The 20895-nt window shown below is 70.7% G+C and carries 21 protein-coding genes; 7 read left to right on the top strand and 14 right to left on the bottom strand.

The genetic code is table 11. The annotated features are described in order from the left end of the window. Positions 1-24 precede the first annotated feature (24 nt). The 8 genes from ACIBTM_RS19870 to ACIBTM_RS19835 all read right to left on the bottom strand — a co-directional run bounded on the left by ACIBTM_RS19870 (position 25) and on the right by ACIBTM_RS19835 (position 8313). The gene (locus ACIBTM_RS19870) at positions 25-1401 is read right to left on the bottom strand and encodes an aldehyde dehydrogenase (NADP(+)) (RefSeq protein ID WP_395878534.1); all 1377 of its coding nucleotides are present in this window, start codon (positions 1399-1401) and stop codon (positions 25-27) included. After that, positions 1398-2834 (bottom strand): amino acid permease, encoded by a 1437-nt coding sequence (locus tag ACIBTM_RS19865; protein ID WP_395878533.1) that lies wholly within the window; start codon positions 2832-2834, stop codon positions 1398-1400. Before ACIBTM_RS19865 ends, ACIBTM_RS19870 begins: the two co-directional genes overlap by 4 nt. Before the next feature lie 55 nt (positions 2835-2889). Next, positions 2890-3891 (bottom strand): proline racemase family protein, encoded by a 1002-nt coding sequence (locus tag ACIBTM_RS19860; protein WP_395878532.1) that lies wholly within the window; start codon positions 3889-3891, stop codon positions 2890-2892. Further along, the gene (locus ACIBTM_RS19855) at positions 3892-4803 is read right to left on the bottom strand and encodes a dihydrodipicolinate synthase family protein (RefSeq protein WP_395878531.1); all 912 of its coding nucleotides are present in this window, start codon (positions 4801-4803) and stop codon (positions 3892-3894) included. Continuing rightward, positions 4800-6161 carry an NAD(P)/FAD-dependent oxidoreductase gene (locus ACIBTM_RS19850; RefSeq protein WP_395878530.1) on the bottom strand — a complete coding sequence of 454 codons (1362 nt, stop codon included), beginning with the start codon at positions 6159-6161 and terminating at the stop codon, positions 4800-4802. Before ACIBTM_RS19850 ends, ACIBTM_RS19855 begins: the two co-directional genes overlap by 4 nt. After that, a complete protein-coding gene (locus ACIBTM_RS19845) occupies positions 6158-6466 on the bottom strand; it encodes a (2Fe-2S)-binding protein (RefSeq protein WP_395878529.1) in 309 nt (102 codons plus the stop codon). The genes ACIBTM_RS19850 and ACIBTM_RS19845 overlap by 4 nt, the downstream gene beginning before the upstream one ends. Then, a complete protein-coding gene (locus tag ACIBTM_RS19840) occupies positions 6463-7635 on the bottom strand; it encodes an NAD(P)/FAD-dependent oxidoreductase (RefSeq protein ID WP_395878528.1) in 1173 nt (390 codons plus the stop codon). The genes ACIBTM_RS19845 and ACIBTM_RS19840 overlap by 4 nt, the downstream gene beginning before the upstream one ends. A gap of 78 nt (positions 7636-7713) precedes the next feature. Beyond that, on the bottom strand, positions 7714-8313 hold the full coding sequence (locus ACIBTM_RS19835) for a helix-turn-helix domain-containing protein (RefSeq protein WP_395878527.1): 600 nt from the start codon (positions 8311-8313) through the stop codon (positions 7714-7716). Between the two features lie 235 nt (positions 8314-8548). On the opposite strand from ACIBTM_RS19835, the gene ACIBTM_RS19830 reads away from it, so the two are divergent. Next, positions 8549-9679, top strand: coding sequence for a metalloprotease (locus ACIBTM_RS19830; protein WP_395878526.1), 1131 nt, complete (start codon positions 8549-8551; stop codon positions 9677-9679). Between the two features lie 232 nt (positions 9680-9911). Here the strand turns inward: ACIBTM_RS19830 and ACIBTM_RS19825 are convergent, their stop codons facing one another. Then, positions 9912-11327: an aminopeptidase P family protein gene (locus ACIBTM_RS19825; protein WP_395878525.1), complete on the bottom strand. Its 1416-nt coding sequence runs from the start codon at positions 11325-11327 to the stop codon at positions 9912-9914. A 90-nt stretch (positions 11328-11417) separates the two neighbouring features. Between ACIBTM_RS19825 and ACIBTM_RS19820 the strand changes: the two genes are divergently transcribed. From ACIBTM_RS19820 to ACIBTM_RS19810, 3 genes are all read left to right on the top strand, one after another. Then, on the top strand, positions 11418-12404 hold the full coding sequence (locus ACIBTM_RS19820; RefSeq protein ID WP_395878524.1) for a LysR family transcriptional regulator: 987 nt from the start codon (positions 11418-11420) through the stop codon (positions 12402-12404). Between the two features lie 372 nt (positions 12405-12776). After that, positions 12777-12989: a hypothetical protein gene (locus ACIBTM_RS19815; RefSeq protein ID WP_395878523.1), complete on the top strand. Its 213-nt coding sequence runs from the start codon at positions 12777-12779 to the stop codon at positions 12987-12989. Between the two features lie 235 nt (positions 12990-13224). Then, on the top strand, positions 13225-13662 hold the full coding sequence (locus tag ACIBTM_RS19810) for an STAS domain-containing protein (protein ID WP_395878522.1): 438 nt from the start codon (positions 13225-13227) through the stop codon (positions 13660-13662). A 3-nt stretch (positions 13663-13665) separates the two neighbouring features. On the opposite strand, the gene ACIBTM_RS19805 is transcribed toward ACIBTM_RS19810, so the two are convergent. Further along, positions 13666-14010, bottom strand: coding sequence for an STAS domain-containing protein (locus tag ACIBTM_RS19805; RefSeq protein WP_395878521.1), 345 nt, complete (start codon positions 14008-14010; stop codon positions 13666-13668). 153 nt (positions 14011-14163) lie between these two features. On the opposite strand from ACIBTM_RS19805, the gene ACIBTM_RS19800 reads away from it, so the two are divergent. Beyond that, positions 14164-14577 carry an ATP-binding protein gene (locus tag ACIBTM_RS19800; protein ID WP_395878520.1) on the top strand — a complete coding sequence of 138 codons (414 nt, stop codon included), beginning with the start codon at positions 14164-14166 and terminating at the stop codon, positions 14575-14577. Between the two features lie 13 nt (positions 14578-14590). Here ACIBTM_RS19800 and ACIBTM_RS19795 read toward each other — a convergent pair whose 3' ends face one another. From ACIBTM_RS19795 to ACIBTM_RS19780, 4 genes are all read right to left on the bottom strand, one after another. Next, the gene (locus tag ACIBTM_RS19795) at positions 14591-15424 is read right to left on the bottom strand and encodes an ABC transporter ATP-binding protein (protein WP_395878519.1); all 834 of its coding nucleotides are present in this window, start codon (positions 15422-15424) and stop codon (positions 14591-14593) included. A gap of 39 nt (positions 15425-15463) precedes the next feature. Then, on the bottom strand, positions 15464-16039 hold the full coding sequence (locus ACIBTM_RS19790) for a dihydrofolate reductase family protein (RefSeq protein WP_395878518.1): 576 nt from the start codon (positions 16037-16039) through the stop codon (positions 15464-15466). 182 nt (positions 16040-16221) lie between these two features. Continuing rightward, a complete protein-coding gene (locus ACIBTM_RS19785) occupies positions 16222-16893 on the bottom strand; it encodes a response regulator (protein WP_395878517.1) in 672 nt (223 codons plus the stop codon). Next, positions 16894-18078: a sensor histidine kinase gene (locus ACIBTM_RS19780; protein WP_395878516.1), complete on the bottom strand. Its 1185-nt coding sequence runs from the start codon at positions 18076-18078 to the stop codon at positions 16894-16896. 180 nt (positions 18079-18258) lie between these two features. Here ACIBTM_RS19780 and ACIBTM_RS19775 point away from each other — a divergent pair, with 180 nt between their 5' ends. Both ACIBTM_RS19775 and ACIBTM_RS19770 read left to right on the top strand, forming a co-directional pair. After that, positions 18259-18492: a hypothetical protein gene (locus tag ACIBTM_RS19775; protein ID WP_395878515.1), complete on the top strand. Its 234-nt coding sequence runs from the start codon at positions 18259-18261 to the stop codon at positions 18490-18492. 89 nt (positions 18493-18581) lie between these two features. After that, positions 18582-20894, top strand: a complete 2313-nt coding sequence (locus ACIBTM_RS19770; RefSeq protein ID WP_395878514.1) for a LuxR C-terminal-related transcriptional regulator — start codon at positions 18582-18584, stop codon at positions 20892-20894. Position 20895: the final 1 nt, after the last annotated feature.

Below are 20895 nucleotides of genomic sequence, written 5' to 3'. Positions count from 1 at the left end.
TGGGAGGGGCCGCGGCGCCGTGCCTCACGAGAAGCGTTGCGGGACATCCCAGGGGTTGTCGTCCCGCAGCGGTTCCGGCAGCAGGTGCGACGGCCAGTCCTGATAGGACACCGGCCGCAGGAAGCGTTCCACCGCCGCCGTCCCGACCGAGGTCGACGCCGGGGACGTCGTCGCCGGGAACGGTCCGCCGTGCTGCATCGCGGCGGTCACCGCTACCCCGGTCGGCCAGCCGCCCCACAGGATCCGCCCGCTGCGGCCGGCCAGCACCGGGCGCAGCGCCTCGGCCTCGGCCTCGGAGGACTCTTCGGGCAGGGCGTGCACCGTCGTCGTGAGCTGGCCGGGCAAGGCGGACAGTACCGGCAGGACATCGGAAAGCCGCGAGTACCGCACGACCACACCGAGCGGACCGAAGCACTCTTCGGCCGCTTCAGGGACAAAGTCGGCCAGGTCGATCTCGAGCAGCCGAGCGCCAGGCCCCGAGACGACCTCGCGCATCCCCTGGATCCCGGTCAGCCGCTCCGCGCCCGCGTCGAAGCCCGACGCGATCCGGTCGTTCAGGAACGGCACGGCCGGGATCCCGCGCAACCGCTCGGCGACGAGATCGGCGAAGCGGCTCTCCGACGGCACGAACACCAGGCCGGGGTTCGTGCAGAACTGGCCGTTGCCCAGCGTCAGCGAACCGGCGTAACCCGCCGCGAGTTCCGCGGCCCGCGCCCGCGCGGCACCGGGCAGGACGATCACCGGGTTGACGCTGCCGAGCTCGCCGTGGAACGGGATCGGGACCGGCCGTTCGGCGGCGATCCTCGCCAGGGCGAGCCCGCCCGCCACCGATCCGGTGAAGGCCGCGGCCGCGATCGCCGGGTGACGCAGCGCCTCCACGCCGACGGCTTCTCCTTCGACAAGGCCGAGAATCGCGTCCCACGGGCCGAGTGCCTCTTCGATGATCGAAGCCGTCCGGCGGGACAACTCCGGATGTCCGGGATGTGCCTTGACCACCACCGGGCACCCGGCCGCCCACGCCGACGCCGTGTCCCCGCCCGCGACGCTGAACGCGAACGGGAAGTTGCTCGCGGCGAACACCAGTACCGGCCCCACCGCGGTCCGGTAGCGGCGCAGCTCCGGACGCGGGCCGGGTGGCCACGACGGGTCGGCCCGGTCGATCCGGACGTCGTAGACGGAGCCGCTTCCGGCCGCGAGCAGTCGCAGCTGGAACGTCGTCCTGGCCAGTTCGCCGGACAGCCGCGCGGTCCCCAGCTTGGTCTCCGCGTCGGCGATCTCGATCAAGGACGGACCGGCAGCGTCCAGTGCGTCGGCGACCCCGGTGATCACCTCCGCTCGCGTCGTCGGCGACACCGCGGCCCAGGCGCCGGCGATCTCCGCCGCCCGCTCGATTTCCTTCATGTTTCCTTCCTCTCCGGGTTCTCCACCGAGTTCCGGAATCCGAACAGCGCGTAAACCACCAAGCCGAGCACCATCCAGGCCGCGAACCGCAGCCAGGTCAGCGCGTCCAGGTTCGCGATCAGCCACACCGCGAACGCCACCCCGACCAGCGGTACGAACGGGACCCACGGGGTGCGGAACGATCGCGGCAGGTCCGGCCGGGTGCGCCGCAGCACCATCACCGCGATCGACACGACGATGAACGCGGCCAGGATCCCGATGTTCGTCAGATCCGCGGCCTCCTTGATCGGCAGGAAACCCGCGATGACCGCCGAGCCGATCCCGACCGGCCAGATCACCCGTGTCGGGACCCTGCGCCGGGGGTGGGTGCGGGCGAAGTACCGTGGCAGCAGGCCGTCCCGGCTCATCGCGAACCAGATCCGCGACACCGCCAGCATGTTCGCGAACGCCGACGTCGTGATCCCGAGGATGCCGCCGACCGCGACGACCGTGCCCAGCCCGGCCAGCCCGACCGCGGCCAGCGCGCTCGAGAACGGGCTGTGCACGTCGATCTGGTCGTAGCGTTGCATGCCCACGAGCACGATGGACACCAGCAGGTAGATCACCGCCGCGATGGCGAGCGACACGATGATCGCCTTGGGCAGCAACCGTTTCGCCTCGACACTCTCCTCCGCGGCGGCCGTCATCGCGTCGTAGCCGTACACCGCGAAGAACGTCGTCGCCGCGCCCGCGACCGCGCCGCCGATGCCGTAGGGCAGGAACGGGCTGAAGTTCCCCGCCGAGATGTGGAACGCGCCGGCGACCACGACCAGTGCCACGATCGCCAGCTTGATCACTACCAGCGCCGTCTCGAACCGCGCGGATTGCTTGCTGCCGCGGGAAAGGACGAACGCCAGCAGCAGGCACAGCAGCGCGGCGAACAGGTCGACGCGGTGCCCCGGCCCGGTTCCCGGTGCCCCGAGCATCCACGACGGCAGGTCAAGGCCGACCTGCTCCACGACATAGGACAGGTACCCGGATACCGCGATCGCCACCACCGCGACGATCGCGGTGTACTCCAGCAGCAGATCCCAGCCGATGAGCCAGCCCGCGATCTCCCCCAGCGCCGCGTAGGAATAGGTGTACGCGGATCCGGCACGCGGGATGAGCCCGGCGAACTCCGCGTAGCACAGGGCCGCCGCCGAGCTGGCGATGATCGCGATCAGGAACGAGATCATCACGCCGGGTCCGGCCTGCTGGTTCGCGACCACGCCTGCCAGCGAGAAGACACCGGCGCCGACCAGGCCGCCGAGGCTGAGCGAGACCAGCTGCCAGAGGCCCATCGTGCGGGGAAGCCCACCGGCCTCGTCGGGGCCTTCGAAGAACTTGCGGCGGAAGAGCCCGGAACGGGAGAAAAGCTTGGACTGAGGCCGGATCGTCGTTGATTCGGGCATGACAAATCCCTTCCGGACCGCGCGAGGCGGCCCGGGTCGGCGGTGGGGAGAGGGGTTAGAGGACGAACCCCGCGGGGAACGGGTCGTCCGGGTCCAGCAGATAGGTGGCGTTGCCGGTGATCCAGGCCCGTCCGGAGAACTCCGGCACCACCGCGGGGAGGCCGCCGACGGTGGTCTCGGCGACCAGCTCGCCGGTGAACGTGGTGCCGATGAGGGAACTGTTCTCGAACGGCGTGTGCAGCGCGAGCTCACCTCGGGCGTGGAGCTGGGCCATCCTGGCCGAAGTGCCGGTGCCGCAAGGCGACCGGTCGAACCAGCCAGGGTGGATCGCCATCGCGTTCCGTGAAGCCCGGGCGTCCGAACCCGGAGCGAGGAACTGGACGTGCTTGCAGCCGCCGATCAGCGGATCGGCGGGATGTTCCGGCGGGCGCCGGTCGTTGATCGCCGCCATGATGTCCAGCCCGGCGGCGAGGATCCGGTCCTTCTCCGCCCGATCGAACGTGATGTCCACTTGGGACAGTTCGAGGATGGCGTAGAAGTTTCCGCCGTAGGCCAGGTCGTAGCGCACCTCGCCGAGCCCCTGCACCTCGACGACGGCGTCCCGCTCGGCGAGGAACGAAGCGACGTTGCGCAGTTTGACGCGGACCGCGCGGCCGTCCCGGACCTCGACCTCGGCGTGCACGAGCCCGGCCGGGGTGTCCAGGCGGACCACGGTCTTCGGTTCGGTCACCTCGACCATGCCGGTCTCCACCAGCACGGTCGCCACACCGATCGTGCCGTGCCCGCACATCGGCAGGCAGCCGGACACCTCGATGTACACCACGCCCCAGTCGGCGTCCGGCCGGGTCGGCGGCTGCAGGATCGCGCCGCTCATCGCCGAATGGCCGCGCGGCTCGTTCATCAGGAACTGCCGCAGGTGGTCCATCTTCTCCATGAAGTACCGGCGGCGTTCGGCCATCGTGTCGCCGGGGATGACGCCGACCCCGCCGGTCACCACCCGGGTCGGCATGCCCTCCGTATGCGAGTCGACCGCGATGATCGACCGGATCGACCGCACCTACTCCACCCCCAGCGAGGCGAGTGCGCGGCGCATGTCGGCGGTGACCTGCTCGTGGTGCTCCTCGGTCAGCGGTCCCCTCGGCGGACGGCACGGCCCGCCGTAGCGGCCCACGAGGTCCATCCCGAGCTTGATCGCCTGGACGAACTCGGTTCGCGAGTCCCAGCGGAACGCGGCCACCAGCGGTTCGTAGAGTGCCCTGGCCTCTTCGAGTTTGCCGGACCGCGCCAGGTCGAACAGGCGCACCGACTCGGCGGGGAACACGTTGGGGAAACCGGCGAACCAGCCTGTCGCGCCCATCAGCAGGCTCTCCAGCACGACGTCGTCGGCGCCGCTGATCACGTCCAGGCCCGGTGCCTGCTCGCGGATCTCCAGCACCCGCCGGACGTCACCGGAGAACTCCTTGACCGCGACCACGTTGTCGATCTGCGCGATCTCGGCGAGCAGGGCGGGCGTGAGGTCGACTTTGGTGTCGATCGGGTTGTTGTAGACCATCACCGGCAGGCCGACCGACGCGACCGCCTCGAAATGCGCGAGCACCTCGCCGCGGTTCGCGCGGTACATCGTGGGCGGCAGGCACAGCAGACCGTCGGCACCGTCCTCGGCGGCGACCTCGGCCCAGTGCTTCGCCTGATGGGATCCGGGGCCGTGCACGCCGACGACGACGATCCCGTCCTCGCCGACGGTTTCGATCGCGGTGCGGGCGACGCGGCGGCGCTCCTCGTCGGTCAGCGACGAGTACTCGCCGAGGGAGCCGTTCGGGCCGACGCCCCGGCAGCCGTTGTCGACCAGCCACCGGCAGTGCGCGGCGTAGGCGTCGTAGTCCACGGCCAGCCCGGCGGGGGCCGACGCGTCCGCCCGGTACGGGAGGGCGGTCGCGACGACGACGCCACCGAGGTCGGGGGTGCTCATTCAGGTTCTCCTTCGGTTCGGGCGGCGAGTTCGCCCAGCCGGATCGGCTGGACGATCGGGCGGTGGTGCCGTTCGGCTCCGCCGCCGAGTTCGGATACGGTCGGGCCGCAGATCCGGCCTTGGCACGGGCCGAGACCGGCCCGGGTACCGAGTTTCAGCGCGTGCGGTCCGGGACAGGACTCGTCCTCGGCCGCACGCGTCAGGTCGCCGTACGTGGTTTCCTCGCAGCGGCAGACGATCGTGTCCGCACGCAGCCAGCTTGGCCAGGCAGGGCCGATCGGGTGTGCGGTGGCGAGACGTTCGGCGAAGACGCGGGCCCGGTCGCGGGCACGCAGCAGTGCCGGTGCCGGTGTTCCACCCGCGGCGGCGCAGCCGGCCACCGCACCTTCGGCGGCGGCGGTGATCGCGCCGCCGATCCCGGTGATCTCGCCCGCGGCGAAGACACCGTCCACTGTGGTCTTTTGCGCGGCGTCGACCCGGACGAAACCGTCGTCCAGGACACAGCCCGCGGCGACGGCCAGTTCCGGCTGCGGGACGAAGCCGTGTCCGACGCAGACCGCGTCGACCTCGTAGACGCGCTCGGTCCCGGGGACGACGGACCAGTCCGCGCGGACCTTCGCGGTCACGACCTCGCGGACGCGATCCGCGCCGCGAGCCTCGATCACCACCCGGCCCATCAGGTACGGGACCCGGTGCCTGGCCAGCGTCGCGGCGTAACGAACCAGTTCCCCCGCCTTCCCGGCGTGCGCGGCCAGGCGCCACGGCCGGGACGACCATCCTTTTCGGACGGTCGAGACCGGGTTCGCCTCCAGCACCGCGACCACCTCGGCCCCGACGCCCAGCAAGGATTCCGCGACCGGCAGCAGGAACGGCCCGGCACCGGCGACGAGAACCCGCTCGCCGATCGCGACCCGCTCCCCCTTCGCCAGCGCCTGTGCCGCGCCCGCGGTGTACACGCCGGGCAGTTCCCAGCCGGGAAACGGCAGTGTGCGGTCGTATGCACCGGTGGCGAGGATCAGCGCGTCCGGGACGAGGGTCAGCCGCCGTCGTCCCGAACCGTCGGCCGGTCCGCGCAGGATGTGCACCCGCCGCTCCGCCCGGTCGAACGCCCAGACGGTGGAGCCGGGCCACCACCGGCACCGCGGATGCGCGAGTACCCGGCGGCGCCGGTCGAACTCCGCCCGGCCGTGCTGTACCCGTTCCGGACGCTTCGCCGCGTACGCCTCGGGGAGCATCCGGTGGTACTGGCCGCCGGGGGTGTCCGCCTGGTCCAGCACCGTGACCTGGGCACCGGCCCGCAGGGTGTGCTCGGCCGCCGCGAGCCCGGCGGGCCCGGCACCGACGATCACCACGTTCACGCGGTCTCCTCCCGGGACTGGGTACGGACTTCGTCACCGTCGGCCGCCGGACGCCGGCACGCGCGGACGTCGGGCACGTCGTTGACCGTGAGCAGGCAGTCGAAGCACGCGCCAATTCCGCAGAAGACCCCGCGCGGAGCACCGGAACGCGTGGTCCGCCAGGAGGTCCGTCCCGCGGCGAGCAGTATCCCCGCCACGCTCTGGCCCGCGATCCCGGTCACGGGTTCGCCGTCGACGGTGATCCGGATCGGCCGGTCGGTACGGTCCACCGGATCGCGGTCGCGCGGCAGCAGCCGTCCGCTCATGCGGCCACCTCCGCCAGTACCGCGGGACGGTCCACAGTGAACTCTCCGACCGGCATCGCGGGCTCGGTTCCGGTGAGCAGTTCGCGCAGCAACAGCGCGGTGCCGACACTCAGCCCGATGCCCGCGCCCTCGTGTCCGGTGGCGTGCCAGAGGTTCCCGAGCCGCGGATCCTCGCCGAGCACAGGGAGATGATCGTCGACGTACGGCCGGAAACCGCCGTACGCGCGCATGATCGCGACGTCGGCGAGCGACGGGAACAGGCGCAGCGCCTTGACCGCGATGGCACTCAGCACGTCGGGGCGGATCGCGTCGTCGAACCCCACCCGGCGGCGTGACGAGCCGATGAGCACGGTGCCGCCCCAGGTCGACTCGACGACGGCGGAGGTCTGCAACTCGCCCGAATCGGCACCGACCGCGCCGACGTAATCGGCGTCGTAGACCTTGTGCCGCACGACACCCGGCATCGGCGTGGTCACCAGTACCTCGCCGCGGCGGGGGCGCACGGCGATCGGGGCGCCGAGGCACGCCGACACCTGACCGGCCCACGGGCCGGCGGCGTTCACGACGACGTCGGCTTCGATCACCTCACCGGGCACGCGGACACCGGTGATCCGTCCGTTGTGGACGGTCGCGCCGACGACCTCGGTGTCCGAGCGCAGCCGTGCGCCCTGGCGCAGCGCGGAGCCCAGCAGGGCCAGCGCCGCGCCCGCGGGCTGGACCTGCGCGTCCTCCGGGTAGTGGAACGCCGCGGTCACCGCACGGGTCAGCGCGGGCTCCGCGTCGGCGAGTTCCTTGTGGGACAACGGTTCCGCGCGAACACCGGATTGCGAGGCGGCGAACGCGGTGAGGGCGCGGGCGCCGTCGTCCGTGGTGGCGACGACGATGCCGCCCTTGGGGTCGTACTCGATCGACGCGGCGACACGCGCGTCCTCGTCGGCGATCTCGGCGACCACCTTCGGCCACAGCGCTGTCGAAAGCTTCGCGAGTTCGAGTTCCGCGCCCGGCCCCTTGTCGGAGACGAGGATGTTGCCCTCGCCGTGCGACGTGGTCCCGCCGGCGGGACGGCCGCGATCCACGACCAGGACGTCGAACCCCGCCAAGGTCAGCTCACGGGCACACGCGGCGCCGACGATCCCCGCGCCGAGGACGACCACACGCGTTCGGTTCATCGACCCTCCAGCGTTCGGTAAAGCGAACGATCGGAGAGTAGGTTCCACCCCGGACGGGTGTCAATACCTCGGGCGCGGTCAGCCCTTCAACACCGGATGCGGCCTGCCGTCGAGCCGTTCGTCGGCGCGGTATTGCAGCAGCAGGACCGAGTGCACCGGCCCGTCCGAAGCGGTGTAGCAATGCGGCTCGCGGGCGTCGAAGGCGACGTAATCCCCCGGGCCGACCTCGACGGTCCGGCCGGCCACCTCGACCAGCAGCGACCCGGTCTGCACGATGGTGTGCTCGACCCCGACATGCCCCTGCGAACGTTGCGGCGCGTCCCCGCGCACCACCTGGTCGTACACCTCGAAGACACCGTCACCGGTCTCGATCCGCCGCAGCGGCCGGAGATCCACTCCCTCACCGCTGAGCACCTCGACGTCGGCGCCGCGCACCACGGTGAGCGCGCCGCCCGCCCGGTGGTCGAGCAGATCGGAGATCGCCACCTCCAGCACCCTGGACAGGCTGAACACGGTCTCGATGGTCGGATTGCCCCCGCCCGACTCCAGCTGGGACAGCGTCGCCTTGCCGATTCCCGACCGCCGCGAGAGCTCCGACAGCGAGATCCCCCTCGCCGCCCTCGCCGCGCGCAGGTTGACCGCCAGCATGTCCCGGATCGAGGGCGCCTCGTCCTCCACCGCTTCTCCCTGTCGTTCGTCAAACCGTACGACCGGATGGGCGAATCGTTCGCTTTGCCGATCGAGTTCGCGGACATCATGACACGGCCTCCCCGCCCCGGGGCATAGCCGCGGCCGATGGGGCGGCGCGATGGTGGGCGGCGCGGGCCGCGATGAAACTCCTTCACCAACCGGTGTGTCACCGTCGGCACAGGGTCACGGGCGCACCGTCGTTCCTGTCAGCGAGGAGATTCCCGTGCAGCTGATCCGCAGATCCGCAGGCCGACGACTTCGGGCGTTCGGCGCGGTGCTCATCACCACCTTGGGGCTGACCGCCGCCGTCGCCGCCGCACCGGCGTCGGCCGCCGCGAACGCCTGCCTCACCGGCACACTCGTCTTCGACCATCTCGACGCGGAGGCCGGCACCAGCAAGCCCCTGCGCACGCAGGTGGCCCGGAACGCGAACTGGGAACTGTGGGGCCGCACCGGTTCCGGCACCGCGACCAGGCTCGCCGGCGGGATCACCAGCGCCTCCGACGGCCGCTTCACCGCCTGTCACTCGGCGTCCCTGGCCGAGGCGTACGTGCGCTTCCGGTCGAGCAGCACCTCGATGTGGCGGGTCGTCAAGGCCGCGAACAACACGACCGACTACACGTTCGACTCGGCGCGCCGCACGAACGTCTCCGGCACCCAGGACCTCGGCACGGTGAAGGTGCCGTCCACGCTCCAGCGCGCGTGGAAGGTCGTGGACACGCTCAACGTCCTGTACTGGAAGCGCGCCAACCCGTCTTCGTCGTGCTGGACGGCCCGGCAGTCCGACGGACGCTGCGACCAGATCACCTTCGTCTGGGATCCGAAGGTCGCCGGCGGCTACTGGGACTACCCGAACACGAACTACGTCTTCCTCGGCGCGACGATGCCGGACTCGAAGCACCTCATCCTCCACGAGGCCGGGCACTGGCTGCAGTGGCAGCTGTACGGCCGCCACTTCCCCGTGGTCGACAACTGCAACCCGCACTACATCGAGAAGCACAGCTCGAAATCGTGCGCGTGGACGGAAGGCTTCGCCGATGCCGTCGCCGCCTACGCCCTCGGTGACTACCGCTATGTCTACGACAACGGCGGCTCGTACAGCTTCGAGAACGACGCTTCGACCCCCGGCTGGGACCACGGCGACACCGTGCAGGGACGGGTCGGCTCGTCGCTGCTCGACCTGTGGGCGGCGGACGGACCGGACGGCGGGAACTGGAACCGGACGATCGCGCTGATGACCCGCCACTTCAGCCAGGACTTCCGCGAGTACTTCACGGTGGACAGGCCCGCCGTGGGCCTGTCCACGACCGGTGCCGCCGCGCGGATCCTCGCCGGGCACACCATTTCGTACTGACAGGGCTGAAGTCGCGACGTGTGATGACGCCATCGGCCGGCGAGTGCAGTGGTCGATGGCGTTGTCGCAGCGGGTCGTCAGTGGCGTTCAGGTGACTGAATGGACGACACGCGTGATCAGACGGACGACACACGTGACTGGACGGACGGCACTCTCCCGGCCGAGTCCCACCGCGTGTCGTCCGTCCAGTCACACGTGACGTCCACTCAGTCACGTGTGACGTCCCTACGGTTCACCCCCTGGCTGCCTGGACCCAGGCGGTGATCTCGTCGGCGGTCGAAGGGAAACCGCCGGAGAGCAGGTCGTACCCCGTTCCGGTGACCACGACGTCGTCCTCGATGCGGACACCGAGGCCGCGCAACTCTGGCGGCACGGTGCGGTCACCTGCGTGGAAGTACAGACCGGGCTCGACCGCGAGCGCCATCCCCTCGGCGAGTGTGCCCTCGCGGTACGTGGAGGGATGCGCGGCGGCGCAGTCGTGGACGTCCAGCCCGAGGAAATGTCCGGTACCACAGACGATGTACCGCCGGTGCTGTTGTCCGTCCGGCGACAGCGCTTCGTCCACCGACACCGGGAGGAGGCCCCAATCGTGCAACCCCTCAGCGAGCACGCGCAGCGCCGTCGCCTGGAACGCGCCGTAATCCTGACCGGGGCGCACCTCGCCCAGCGCCGCGACATGCGCCTTGTGCACCAGGTCGTAGACGTCGCGCTGCGCCATCGTGAACTCCCCGCCGACCGGGAAGGTCCGGGTGATGTCCGCCGTGTACAAGGAATCCACCTCGACACCCGCGTCGAGCAGCAGGAGGCTGTCCTCGGTCACCTGCCCGTCGCAGCGCGTCCAGTGCAGGATCGGGGCATGCGGCCCGGCCGCCACGATCGAGGTGTAGCCGGGCCCGGTGCCCTCGGTGCGGGCACGGCGGTCGAAGGTGCCCTGCAGCCAGCGTTCCCCACCGCCGCGGACCGCCTCCGGCAGCGCGGCCAGCACGTCCGCGAAGCCCAGGGCGGTCGCGTCGACGGCGTCGCGCAGCTGGCCGATCTCCCAGTCGTCCTTGATCCGGCGCAGCTGGGCGAGGACCGTCCGGAGCCGCTCACTGTGGCCGAAGCGGTACGCGTCGAGCGCGGGATCGACCCCGGCAGCGACCAGGAAGCCCGGGTTCCGCCCGCGCAAGCCGTGCGGGAGGTCCTCCAGCGGGCGGCATTCGATGCCGAGCGCCTCCCCGTACGCGGCCGGTCCGGCGGCGGAACCGACCCACAACGGGCTGGTGTCGGCGTCGCCCACGAAGTCGGGCTCGTGCGCCTCGGCGGGGCGCGGGACGTACAGCGTGGCATGGTGGCTGTCCCCCGCCGGGGTCATCACCAGGATCGCGCCCTCACGCTGGCAACCGGTGAGCCACACGAAATCGCTGTCGGCGCGGAAGCCGTGGAAGGTGTCGTTGGACCGCACCACGGCCCGGCCCGCCGCGAGCGCGATCCGCTGACCGGGCAGTTCCGCCGACAGCCTCCCGCGATGGGCGGCGGCCGCCTCGGCGGTGCCCGCCGGCACATCGACGACGTCGTCCGCGGGCTCCCAGCCGTCGCTGATCCAGTTCCGGAGCCCTTTGGCGGCCAGCAGCGCGCGCAGATCCGGCCGGGTTCGGTCGCCGGTCATCGGCTCCCCTTTCAGGTAGTCATGGTTCTGGCCGCACCTTCGCACCGCGAAGGACCTGGCCGTAATGATCGGCGGCGATAGACTCCGCCTATGGCCCTGGAGATCCGGCACCTGCGGGCGATCTGCGCCATCGCCGAAGCGGGCAGCCTCTCGCAGGCGGCCGCCGCGCTGGGGATGTCCCAGCCGTCGCTGACCTCGCTGCTCCAGCGGCTCGAACGGCAGATCGGCGCGCCGTTGTTCGTCCGCAGCCACACCGGCGTGACCCCGACCCCGGTCGGCGAGCAGACGCTGCGCCGCGCGCTGACCCTGCTCGTGGAGTTCGACCGGTTCGAAAGCGACCTCCTCGGCGCGCTCGGCGACGGCCCGGTGCGGCTCGGATCGTCGCAAATGGACTGTCTGCCCACCTTCGTCGAGCGGCTGGACGACGCGTTGCCGGGGCTGGACGTGACCGTCCACGTGGAACCCTCCAGCGCGGTGCTGGCGCAGGCACTCGCCCGCGCGACCTTGGACATCGCCGTCATCGCCATGTCCGACGACCAGGAAGTGCCGCTGGCGAAGCATCTCGGGCACCGGGTGCTGTTCTCGTGGCTGCCCGTCTTCGTCGGGATACCGGCCGAGCACCGGCTCGCCGTCGGTTGCGAAGTCGACCTGGCCGACCTCGCGGACGAGGCGTGGATCGGGCCGCCCGGTCCCGAGGACGGCTCGCTGACGTCGCTGCGTGCGGCGACGCATCGCGCGGGGTTCACGCCGCGGGTCCGCTTCGAATGCCCCAACGGCGGCGGGCGGCACCTGATCGCCGCCGGGCAGGCGGTGCAGCTCGTGGAACCCACCGCGCCCGAACTGCCCGGCATGGTCGTCCGCCCGTTGAAGGGCGACCCCATGCGGATGCGGCTCGTACTGGCGTGGCGCAAGGAACGGCTGACGTGGGACCAGGCGGAGAACGTCTACCGCGCGGTGATGACGTCGTACACGCGGCACGCGATGGCGTCGACCCCGTTCCGGACGTGGTGGGAGCGGCGGCGGAAGTCCCAGTCGTGGGACGGGCTGGTCGACTTCTTCCGGGCGGCCGGTTCATGAAAGCGCCGAGGCGTTGCGAAAGCTTCTTTCCCAACGTTGAAGGATGCTGTTGGTCAAGTCGAGACTGGGCCGACCACTTCTGTCCACAAAGGACACACGATTTGGCTGCGGCTGATCGCATGCCAGTCCGTGAAGGCCTCCTTCCCTACCCTGAAGGTAGGGAAGGAGGCCTTCACGGACCCGATGACCGCCACACTCGCCCCAGGAGAACCAGCAGTCACAGCGGTCACATGTACCTCGGGACCTGGATGGCCCTCGCCACCGTCGGCCAGACTCGGTCCACCACAGTGAAACGACCGGTTTCGAACAGCCTGTAACCCGATCCCGCCTCACCGCGATTGACCTCCCGTACCGGGCGAACGGAGACGGGCGATGATGACGCAACGGCTGTGGCTGGGACTGGCTGTCGTCTACATGTGCACCGCCGTGGTCCAGCTCTACCTTCTCGTCAGCACCGGCGCTGTCTGGGCCGGGACCCTCACCGCGGTCGGCTTCATGGCGGCACTCCTGTGCGTCCTCGCGGCTTGGAAGGCCCCGAAACGACAACGGGACGGTACAAGGGAAATCGATTCGCACGGGCGCTGACGTCCTGTGCGAGTGACCACGTAACCCACCGTTCACCGCACACGGCCTTGCCAGGAGAGGTGAGCGGCGTACGGTGAGGAGTACGTGAGGTTGAGTCCACCAGCCCGCGCGAACGACCCGCATGTCCGCGGCCCAGCACCTTCCCAGGGCGACGCGGCGGCGAGTTGACTTGCGCAGCAGTTGTGCAGGCTTTCCCGTTGTCCGTCTCGTCCCGGCTATCCCGGGAGACCTCATCATGACCGAACGTATTCCGTACACGCGGAGCAGCCGCGACGGCCCCTTCCGCACCGTGCTCGACCCGGCCGTTCCGCGACCGCGCCCTTCGGCCGAGAATCTGTTGCGGATTCAGCGAATCCCGTGGAACGACGATCTGCTCGTCGTCGCCGCGGCCGGGGAGATCGACCTCGCCACCGCGGGACGGCTGGAACGGGCCCTGCGTGCCCCTCTCCCGGCCGCCACGGTGCTCGACCTCAGCAAGGTCGGTTTCCTCGGCGTCGCCGGATTGCGCGTCATCGAATCCGTGGCGGCCCGCGCCCGCGCCGAACGGCGCGCGACCGGTGTCGTCGCCGACACCAGGCCGGTACTGCGCCTGCTGCATCTGTTCGGCGCCGACACCAAGATCCCCGTTTACCGGCACCTCGACCACGCGATCCTCGAAGTGCCGAACCGCTGACGATCAGGCGAGCGGCAGGAGCGTGGACAGTCCCGTCTTCGAAGCCAGCCGCCGGATCGTGGGCGACGGCAGGAACCGCAGCGCGACCCCCTGGGTACTGCACCGGTCGTTGATCCCGACCAGGGTCGCCAAACCGGTGGAATCGCAGAACTCCACACCTTCGAGGTCGACCACGAGCCTGCCCGGCACGGGCTCCAGCGCTTGCTCGAACGTGTCCTTGAGGTCTTCGGAGGTCGTCAGATCGATCTCCCCCGCCACCGCGATGACGACCTCGGCGCCATCGGGCCTGGCGACGGACACCGAGAACGGAACCTCCCGGAGTTCGCCGTCTCCGCTCGTCACCGTCATCCACCCCTTACGTTCGGTACCCGACTGTCCCGAACATATCGGATGACGGCGCCCGCTCGCGCCGCTCACGTGTCCCGGCCCCGGCGGTGCCTTAGCCTTGTCGACGGATCCGGCGGTCGTGGACCGCGGCGGACGACGAGGAGAAGCTTCGTGATGCCGATCGACGAGCCGGTGCGCAAGAACACCGACGAGCTGGTCCTCGAGGTCGCCGCCGTCCCCGCCCAGGCCGCCGCGTTGCGGGACGTCCTGGCGAAATGGGCCCTCGAACGGGGTCTTCCCCGGGAACTGGCCGAGGATCTCAAGCTCACCGCCTACGAAGCGATGACGAACGTCGTCAAGCACGCTTACCCGGACGGCACCGAAGGCAACGTCATGACGGTGACCGCCGCCCACGACGACGACCACCTCAAGATCAGCGTCGCCGACGAGGGCCGGTGGCGCGACGGCCCCAGGCCGGACGGCGGCCGTGGCTTGCCGATCATCCGCGCCTTCGCGCCGGAGGCCTCGGTGACGAGCACACCCACCGGGACCGTCGTCCGGCTCGCCTGGCCCTGCCCCTCCCTCTGACCGGCCCGGCTCGTCAGGGACGTCGGATCGCGTGCGCGGCCCAGCGTCCGTTGATGCGGTGGACCTCGACATCCCGCTCGTAACAGGCGGAAAGCACTTCGTCGGTCAGGACCTCGTCGATCGGCCCCGCGGCGGTGATCCCGCCGCGGCGCACCATCAGGGCGTGCGTCGCCGTCGCCGGGATCTCCTCCAGGTGATGTGTCACGGTGACGGTGGCCAGCTCCGGCTGCGCCAGCGTCAGGTTCTCCAACGCCATCAGGAGATCCTCGCGGCCGGGCAGGTCGAGGCCGGCGAACGGCTCGTCCAGCAGGAGCAGCAGCGGATCGGCCATGAGCGCCCTGGCGAGCCGGACCCGGGCGCGCTCGCCCTGCGAGCACACGCGCACCGGCCGGTCGCGCAGTTCGGCACAGCCGACCAGTTCGAGCAGCTTCGACGCCCTGTCCCGGATCGCGTCGTCGTAGCGGTCCCAGAGCGGGAGCACGCTTCCGCTGAAGCCGGTGAGCACCACGGTGTGCGCGTCGTGGTTCTCCGCGTCGGGCAGCCGCTGGTTCGCGCCGACGAAGCCGATATGCGTCCGCACGTCACGCAGGTCGACCGCGCCCATGGGGTGCCCGAGCACGACGGCCGTGCCCGCGCTGGGGAACCGCTGGGTCGAGGCCACCGAAAGGATCGTCGACTTCCCCGCCCCGTTGCGGCCGAGGACGACCCAGCGCTGGCCGTAGTCCACCCGCCAGTCCACGTCCGACACCAGCGGCACCCGGCCGACGTGCACCTCGACCCCGGAAAGCTCCACCGCCGGTCCGTCGAGGTTCGGCTGTACGAAGACGGGCTTGTTCACGCGGTTCATGATCGCAGGGCACGCGGCCGTCGCCCGGTCGGGGTCCGATCATCGGATGACGTCGTAGACCAGCTTCTGGATCCCGTTGCCGTAGGCCTCGCTCTCGACGAGCTTGAGGCTCTGCTTGTCCTTGTCGGTGTCGCTGAACAGCTTCTTGCCCGCGCCGAGCAGGACCGGGAACAGCAGCAGGTGGTAGCGGTCGATCAGACCGGCGTCGGCGAGGTTCCGGTCCAGTTCCGCGCTGCCGTGGAGGATGATCGGCCCGCCCTCGGTCTGCTTGAGCTTCGCGACGTCGTCGAGCGAACGCAGGATCGTGGTCTCGCCCCAGTTGTCGACGAGGTCCTCGTCCCGCAGTGTCGTCGACACGACGTACTTCGGCATCGCGTTGTACTCGGCGAATTCCTCGGTCATCCCGGGCCACACCGGCGAGAACGCCTGGTAGCTGGCCCGGCCCATCATCATCGCCGTGGCCTCGCCCTGCTCACGCCCCTTGAGCTCGTAGGCCGCCGCGTCGAACTCGATGCCGTCGAAGGTCCAGCCGGAGTTGCGGTAGCCCGGCTCTCCGCCGGGCCCTTCGACGACGCCGTCGAGCGAGACGAACGCGGTGGCGATCAGGGTGCGCATCAGGTTTCTCCTTGGTGGTTCGGAAGTGCTTTCGACACTGCGTCGACCGGGGAACGACGGATTCGACACCGCGCCGGAAAAAGTTTCCGCCGGATGCCGAAGGGGCGACGGATGTCATGAAAGGGTCGTTCAGGACATCTTTCGTCCTGAACGACCCTTTCATGACATCCCGAGCGGGCAGGTCACTCTTCGGCGTCGCGGACCAGCAAGGCGATCTGGACCCGGTTTTCCACGCCGAGCTTGGCGAGCATGCTGCTCGTGTGCGCCTTCACCGTCGCGACGGTGATGTCCAGCCTTCGCGCGACGTCGGTGTTGGAGAGCCCCTCGGCGATGGCACCCGCCGTCTCGCGTTCGCGGTCGGTCAGCGTGGCCAGCAGCCCGCGGGCGGTTTCCCGCGACGCCCGGCGCGCGTCGGAGGAGTGCGGTCCGGTGGCCGCGGTGATCAGCCGGGCCGTGGCGGCCGGCGAGAGCGCGGGTTCACCGGTCGCGACCGTCCGGATCGCCGCGAGGATCCGCGGCGGCGGGGTGTCCTTGAGCAGGAACCCGAGCGCGCCGACGCGCAGCGCGCCCAGCACCATCTCGTCCGAGTCGAACGTGGTGAGCACCAGCACCCGGGGCGGCTCCGTGAGCCGGAGGATCTCCTCGGTCGCGCTCAGCCCGTCCCGTCCGGGCATCCGGACGTCCATCAGGACGACGTCGGGCCGCTGCTCCCCCACCACGGTGACCGCGGTGTCGCCGTCGGCGGCCTCACCGACCACGACGAGGTCGGGTTCCCCGTCGACGATGAGCCGCAGCGCCATCCGCACCAGATGCTCGTCGTCGACCAGCACGACCCGCACCCGCTCGTCGTCCATTCACTCGCTCCCTTCGCGGACCGGCCACGGCAACCGCGCGGCGAGCACGAATCCGCCGCCGGGTTCCGCGTGGTGGTCCAGTTCGCCGCCCGCCAGTTCGACCCGCTCGGAAAGGCCAAGCAGACCGAATCCCGACTCGGGCGGGCCCGCGATCGCCCGCGCCGCACCGGAATCCCGGATCGTCGCGCGCAGCCCGTCACCCGGCTTTCCTTCGACGGTGACGACCACGTCGGCGCCGGGCGCGTGTTTGCCCGCGTTGGTCAGCCCTTCCTGCACGATCCGGTAGACGGTCCTCGCGATCGCGTCGGGTGGCTCGCCCTCGGTCGTGGTCTTCATCGTGACGTCCAGCCCCAGCGCCCGCGCGTCCGCAACGAGCGCGGGCAGGTCGGCGAGCGAAGGTTGCGGCGGTTCCAGTTCACCCGGGTCCGCCCGCAGCACGCCGAGGACGTCCCGCAGTTCCTCCAGCGCCTGGTGGGAGCCGTCCGCGATGCCGCGCGCCAGTTCCGCGACCTGGTCGGCGGGCAGATCCGGGCGATGCCCCAGCACTCCGGCCTGCATCGCGACCAGCGAGACCCGGTGCGCGAGGACGTCGTGCATCTCGCGGGCGATCCGGTGGCGCTCCATGATCCGCGCCTCGGCCGCCCGAGCGGCCTGCTCCCGTTCCGCGCTCTCGACCCGTTCCCGCAGGGAGCGCACCTCCTCCCGGCGCGCCCCGATCGCGGCGCCGACGGCCACCACGATGCCCACCAGCAAGGTGGGGAAACTGATCACCAGCCACAGCGGTCCCGGCACCTCGCGCTGCGGGTAGAGGTCGACGACCAGGATCGCCGTGACCACGGACAACACCGCCGCGACCGCCGTTTCGGCCGGTCGCCGCCGGGTCGCCAGCGAACAGAGTGCCAGCAGCGCCGCGCCGCCGGCCAGTACCGAAACCGTCGAGGCGAGGATGACCACGACGGCGATCACGACCGGGAAGCGACGGCGCCACAGCAAGGCGATCAGGCAGCCGAGCGCCACCAGCGGATCACCGGTGATCATCCATTCGACCCTCGGTCCCGACGCGCCAACCGGCAGTTGCGCCGCCGTGATGACCCAGAGCACCACGCCCAGCGCGGCCGCGGCGAGCAGGCGCCAGGCCTGTCCCCACGGACGGAGGGGCGGCTGGGCGCCGGCGTCGGTGATCACCGGCCCATCATGGTCGACCCGCCCGCGGCGGCGCAGCCGGACACCGGACGATTCCGGCCCCGACCTCGGTCGCGGCCGGGATCGACTTTGGTCGAACGCGAGACGCGACGCGCTGCCGATGCGCGCCGGGATCCGCGGGAACGATGCTGGGGCTCGACCCTGAACCAGGAGGTGGGAAGCATGACCAAGGGCGGCTATCTGGGGCTGCAGATCTTCGGGATGGTGGCCATCGCCGTCTTCGCGCAGGCCGCCATCCGCAGTCTCTTCGATCATTCCGCGACCCAGTTGTGGGGCGCGTTCGACTGGGTACCCGGTGACTGGGGCGGCAGGTTGATCGTGTTCCTGCTGCTCGCGGCCACCGGAACGGTGCTGGCGGGCTGGGCGCACGACCGCGCCAAACAAGTGCCCCGCTAGGCAGGCACCGGTCCGCTAGTATCCGCAGCCGGGCGTTTTCCGTCTACATCGGACGAAAAACGCGGGGCTGGTCGATCGCGGGAGAGTGCATGGCGGACGGAGTTGGCTCGCTTGCGGGGTGGTCGGCCGATCCCACCGAAGTGACCAGCTACGTGGGACGGGACGCCGAGACCGGTGAGGCGAGGCGCCTGCTGGAGGCATCGTCCCTGGTCACGCTGACGGGGCCGGGCGGAGTGGGCAAGACCAGGCTCGCCTGGCGGATCGCGGCGGCCCACCGGGAGGCCACGGCCGACGAGGTCGCGTTCGTGTCGCTGGCCGAACTGCGGGAGCCCGCGCTGCTGGTGCCGACGGTGGCGAATGTCCTCGGCTTCGGTGACCGCTCGGCGAAACCGGCCATCGATGTCGTCGTCGAAGCCCTTCAGGCGAGCCGCCTGCTGCTCGTGCTCGACAACTGCGAGCATCTGGTCGACAGCTGCGCCTGGTTCGCCGACACCGTGGTCAGGGCCTGTCCGCAGGTGACCGTGCTGGCCACGAGCAGGCAGTCCCTCGGTGTGGCGGGCGAGCGCGTCCTGCCGGTGCCGCCGCTGGCGATCCCGGAACAGGGCGACTCCTTCGAACGCGTGCTGAACGACGACTCCGTGCGGCTGTTCGTCGACCGCGCGACCGCCGTCGCGCCGTCGTTCCGGCTCACCGAAGAGGACGCCGAGCCGCTGATCCGGCTGTGCCGCAGGCTCGACGGGCTGCCGCTGGCCATCGAACTGGCCGCCGTCCGCGCGCGGGCGTTGTCCGTGCGTCAGCTGGCCGACCGCCTCGACCGCCAGTTCTCCGTGCTCACGAAGGACCGGCGGGGGCGGCCGGAGCGGCACGAGACCATGCGGGCCCTGATCGACTGGAGCCACGACCTGTGCACCGGGCCCGAACGGCTGCTGTGGGCACGCGCGTCGGTGTTCTCCGGCAGCTTCGACCTCGACGCCGCCGAGCAGGTCTGCGGCGGCGGCGAACTGCCGCGCGAACGCGTCCTCGAAGTCGTCGACGGGCTACTCGACAAGTCCATCCTGCTGCGCGAGGAATACCCCGGCGGGGTGCGGTACCGCATGCTGGAATCGGTGCGCGAGTACGGCGTCGACAGGCTCAGCGAAACCGGCGGGACGGCGGAGTTCCGGAAACGGCACCGGGACTGGTTCGCCGAACTCGCCGGCCGGTACGCCTCCGAATGGCTGGAGACCGATCAGCTCGGCTGGATCGGGCGGCTGCGGCGCGAACACGCGAACCTGCGGGTCGCCCTCGACTACTGCACCGGCGATCCCGAGGACGCCGTCGTCGGGCTGCGGATGTTGCGCGACGTCAAGGAGTTCTGGATCGTCCGCGGGCTCAACACCGAAGGCCGGATGTGGGTCCGCCGCCTCGACGAGGCCGCGGCACCGGGGGTCCCGGAGCGGGCGCACGGGCTGTGGCTCTCCGGCTTCCTGGCGGTGGTGCAGGGAGACATGCCCGCCCACCGGTGCATGGTGGAGCGGGCGGCCGCCGAAGCCGAGGCGAGCGGCGACGAACTCGCCGCCGCGTACGTGCTCCACGTCCGTGCCTACGCCGCGCTGATCGGCGACGACATGGTCGAGGCGTCACGCCTGTTCGGCACGGCCATCGATCTCTTCCGCGCCCATGGCGACGAGGGCGGGGACCTCTGGGCGAGTTACAACCACGGGCTCGCCGTCTGGCTGAACGGCGACATCGACCGCGGGCGGGCGGTACTCGCGGAAGCCGTCGAGCGCTGCGAGCGCCGTGGTGAGGTCTTCTGGCGTGGCTGGGCATTGTGGTCGCGCGCCGCCGCGGAATACCTGCAAGGTGATCTCGCCGTCGCCGAGCGCTGCTGCGAGCAGGTCCTGCGCCTGCACGAGCGGGTGGACGACCGCGTCGTCGTCGGGTTCACGCTCACCGTCATGGCGGGCTGCGCGGCCCGGACCAAACGCCCCAACCGGGCGGCGATCCTGCAGGGCGCCGCGATGAACGTCTGGCGCACGGTCGGCGCCTGGCCGACGCGGTACGAGGCGTTCACCGAACCGCTGCTCGCCGACACCGACACCGTGACGACGGCGCTGGGCTGGGAGGTCGCGGTCAAGGAATTCGCCGACGGCGCCGCGATGCCCACCCGGGACGCCATCGCGTACGCCCTCGAAGAACGCACCCCCGGCCCGCGGAAACGAACCGCGCAGGTGCTCACCAAACGCGAAACCGAGATCGCGCACGTGATCGCCGAGGGCCTGACGAACCAGGAGATCGCCGACCGGCTCGGCATCGCCCGGCGCACGGTGGACACCCATATCGACCACATCCTCACCAAGCTCGGCTACTCGAACCGCGTCCAGGTCGCCACCTGGGTGACCCGGTCCGCGGATCCCGCCTGAC

The sequence above is a fragment of the Amycolatopsis sp. NPDC049868 genome, from assembly GCF_044461365.1.
In the GTDB taxonomy this organism is placed as follows: Bacteria; Actinomycetota; Actinomycetes; order Mycobacteriales; family Pseudonocardiaceae; genus Amycolatopsis.
The sequence above is the reverse complement of the archived record's forward strand: the minus strand, read 5'-3'. Positions and strand labels throughout refer to the sequence as shown.

What these genes read in the sequence shown, in the direction of transcription:
- ACIBTM_RS19855 (WP_395878531.1), bottom strand. Translation starts at nt 4,803, where the DNA reads ATGAGCACCCCCGACCTCGGTGGCGTCGTCGTCGCGACCGCCCTCCCG.
- ACIBTM_RS19800 (WP_395878520.1), top strand. Translation starts at nt 14,164, where the DNA reads ATGCCGATCGACGAGCCGGTGCGCAAGAACACCGACGAGCTGGTCCTC.
- ACIBTM_RS19840 (WP_395878528.1), bottom strand. Translation starts at nt 7,635, where the DNA reads ATGAACCGAACGCGTGTGGTCGTCCTCGGCGCGGGGATCGTCGGCGCC.
- ACIBTM_RS19865 (WP_395878533.1), bottom strand. Translation starts at nt 2,834, where the DNA reads ATGCCCGAATCAACGACGATCCGGCCTCAGTCCAAGCTTTTCTCCCGT.
- ACIBTM_RS19770 (WP_395878514.1), top strand. Translation starts at nt 18,582, where the DNA reads ATGGCGGACGGAGTTGGCTCGCTTGCGGGGTGGTCGGCCGATCCCACC.
- ACIBTM_RS19810 (WP_395878522.1), top strand. Translation starts at nt 13,225, where the DNA reads ATGACCGAACGTATTCCGTACACGCGGAGCAGCCGCGACGGCCCCTTC.
- ACIBTM_RS19815 (WP_395878523.1), top strand. Translation starts at nt 12,777, where the DNA reads ATGATGACGCAACGGCTGTGGCTGGGACTGGCTGTCGTCTACATGTGC.
- ACIBTM_RS19790 (WP_395878518.1), bottom strand. Translation starts at nt 16,039, where the DNA reads ATGCGCACCCTGATCGCCACCGCGTTCGTCTCGCTCGACGGCGTCGTC.
- ACIBTM_RS19845 (WP_395878529.1), bottom strand. Translation starts at nt 6,466, where the DNA reads ATGAGCGGACGGCTGCTGCCGCGCGACCGCGATCCGGTGGACCGTACC.
- ACIBTM_RS19820 (WP_395878524.1), top strand. Translation starts at nt 11,418, where the DNA reads ATGGCCCTGGAGATCCGGCACCTGCGGGCGATCTGCGCCATCGCCGAA.
- ACIBTM_RS19825 (WP_395878525.1), bottom strand. Translation starts at nt 11,327, where the DNA reads ATGACCGGCGACCGAACCCGGCCGGATCTGCGCGCGCTGCTGGCCGCC.
- ACIBTM_RS19775 (WP_395878515.1), top strand. Translation starts at nt 18,259, where the DNA reads ATGACCAAGGGCGGCTATCTGGGGCTGCAGATCTTCGGGATGGTGGCC.
- ACIBTM_RS19870 (WP_395878534.1), bottom strand. Translation starts at nt 1,401, where the DNA reads ATGAAGGAAATCGAGCGGGCGGCGGAGATCGCCGGCGCCTGGGCCGCG.
- ACIBTM_RS19785 (WP_395878517.1), bottom strand. Translation starts at nt 16,893, where the DNA reads ATGGACGACGAGCGGGTGCGGGTCGTGCTGGTCGACGACGAGCATCTG.
- ACIBTM_RS19805 (WP_395878521.1), bottom strand. Translation starts at nt 14,010, where the DNA reads ATGACGGTGACGAGCGGAGACGGCGAACTCCGGGAGGTTCCGTTCTCG.
- ACIBTM_RS19795 (WP_395878519.1), bottom strand. Translation starts at nt 15,424, where the DNA reads ATGAACCGCGTGAACAAGCCCGTCTTCGTACAGCCGAACCTCGACGGA.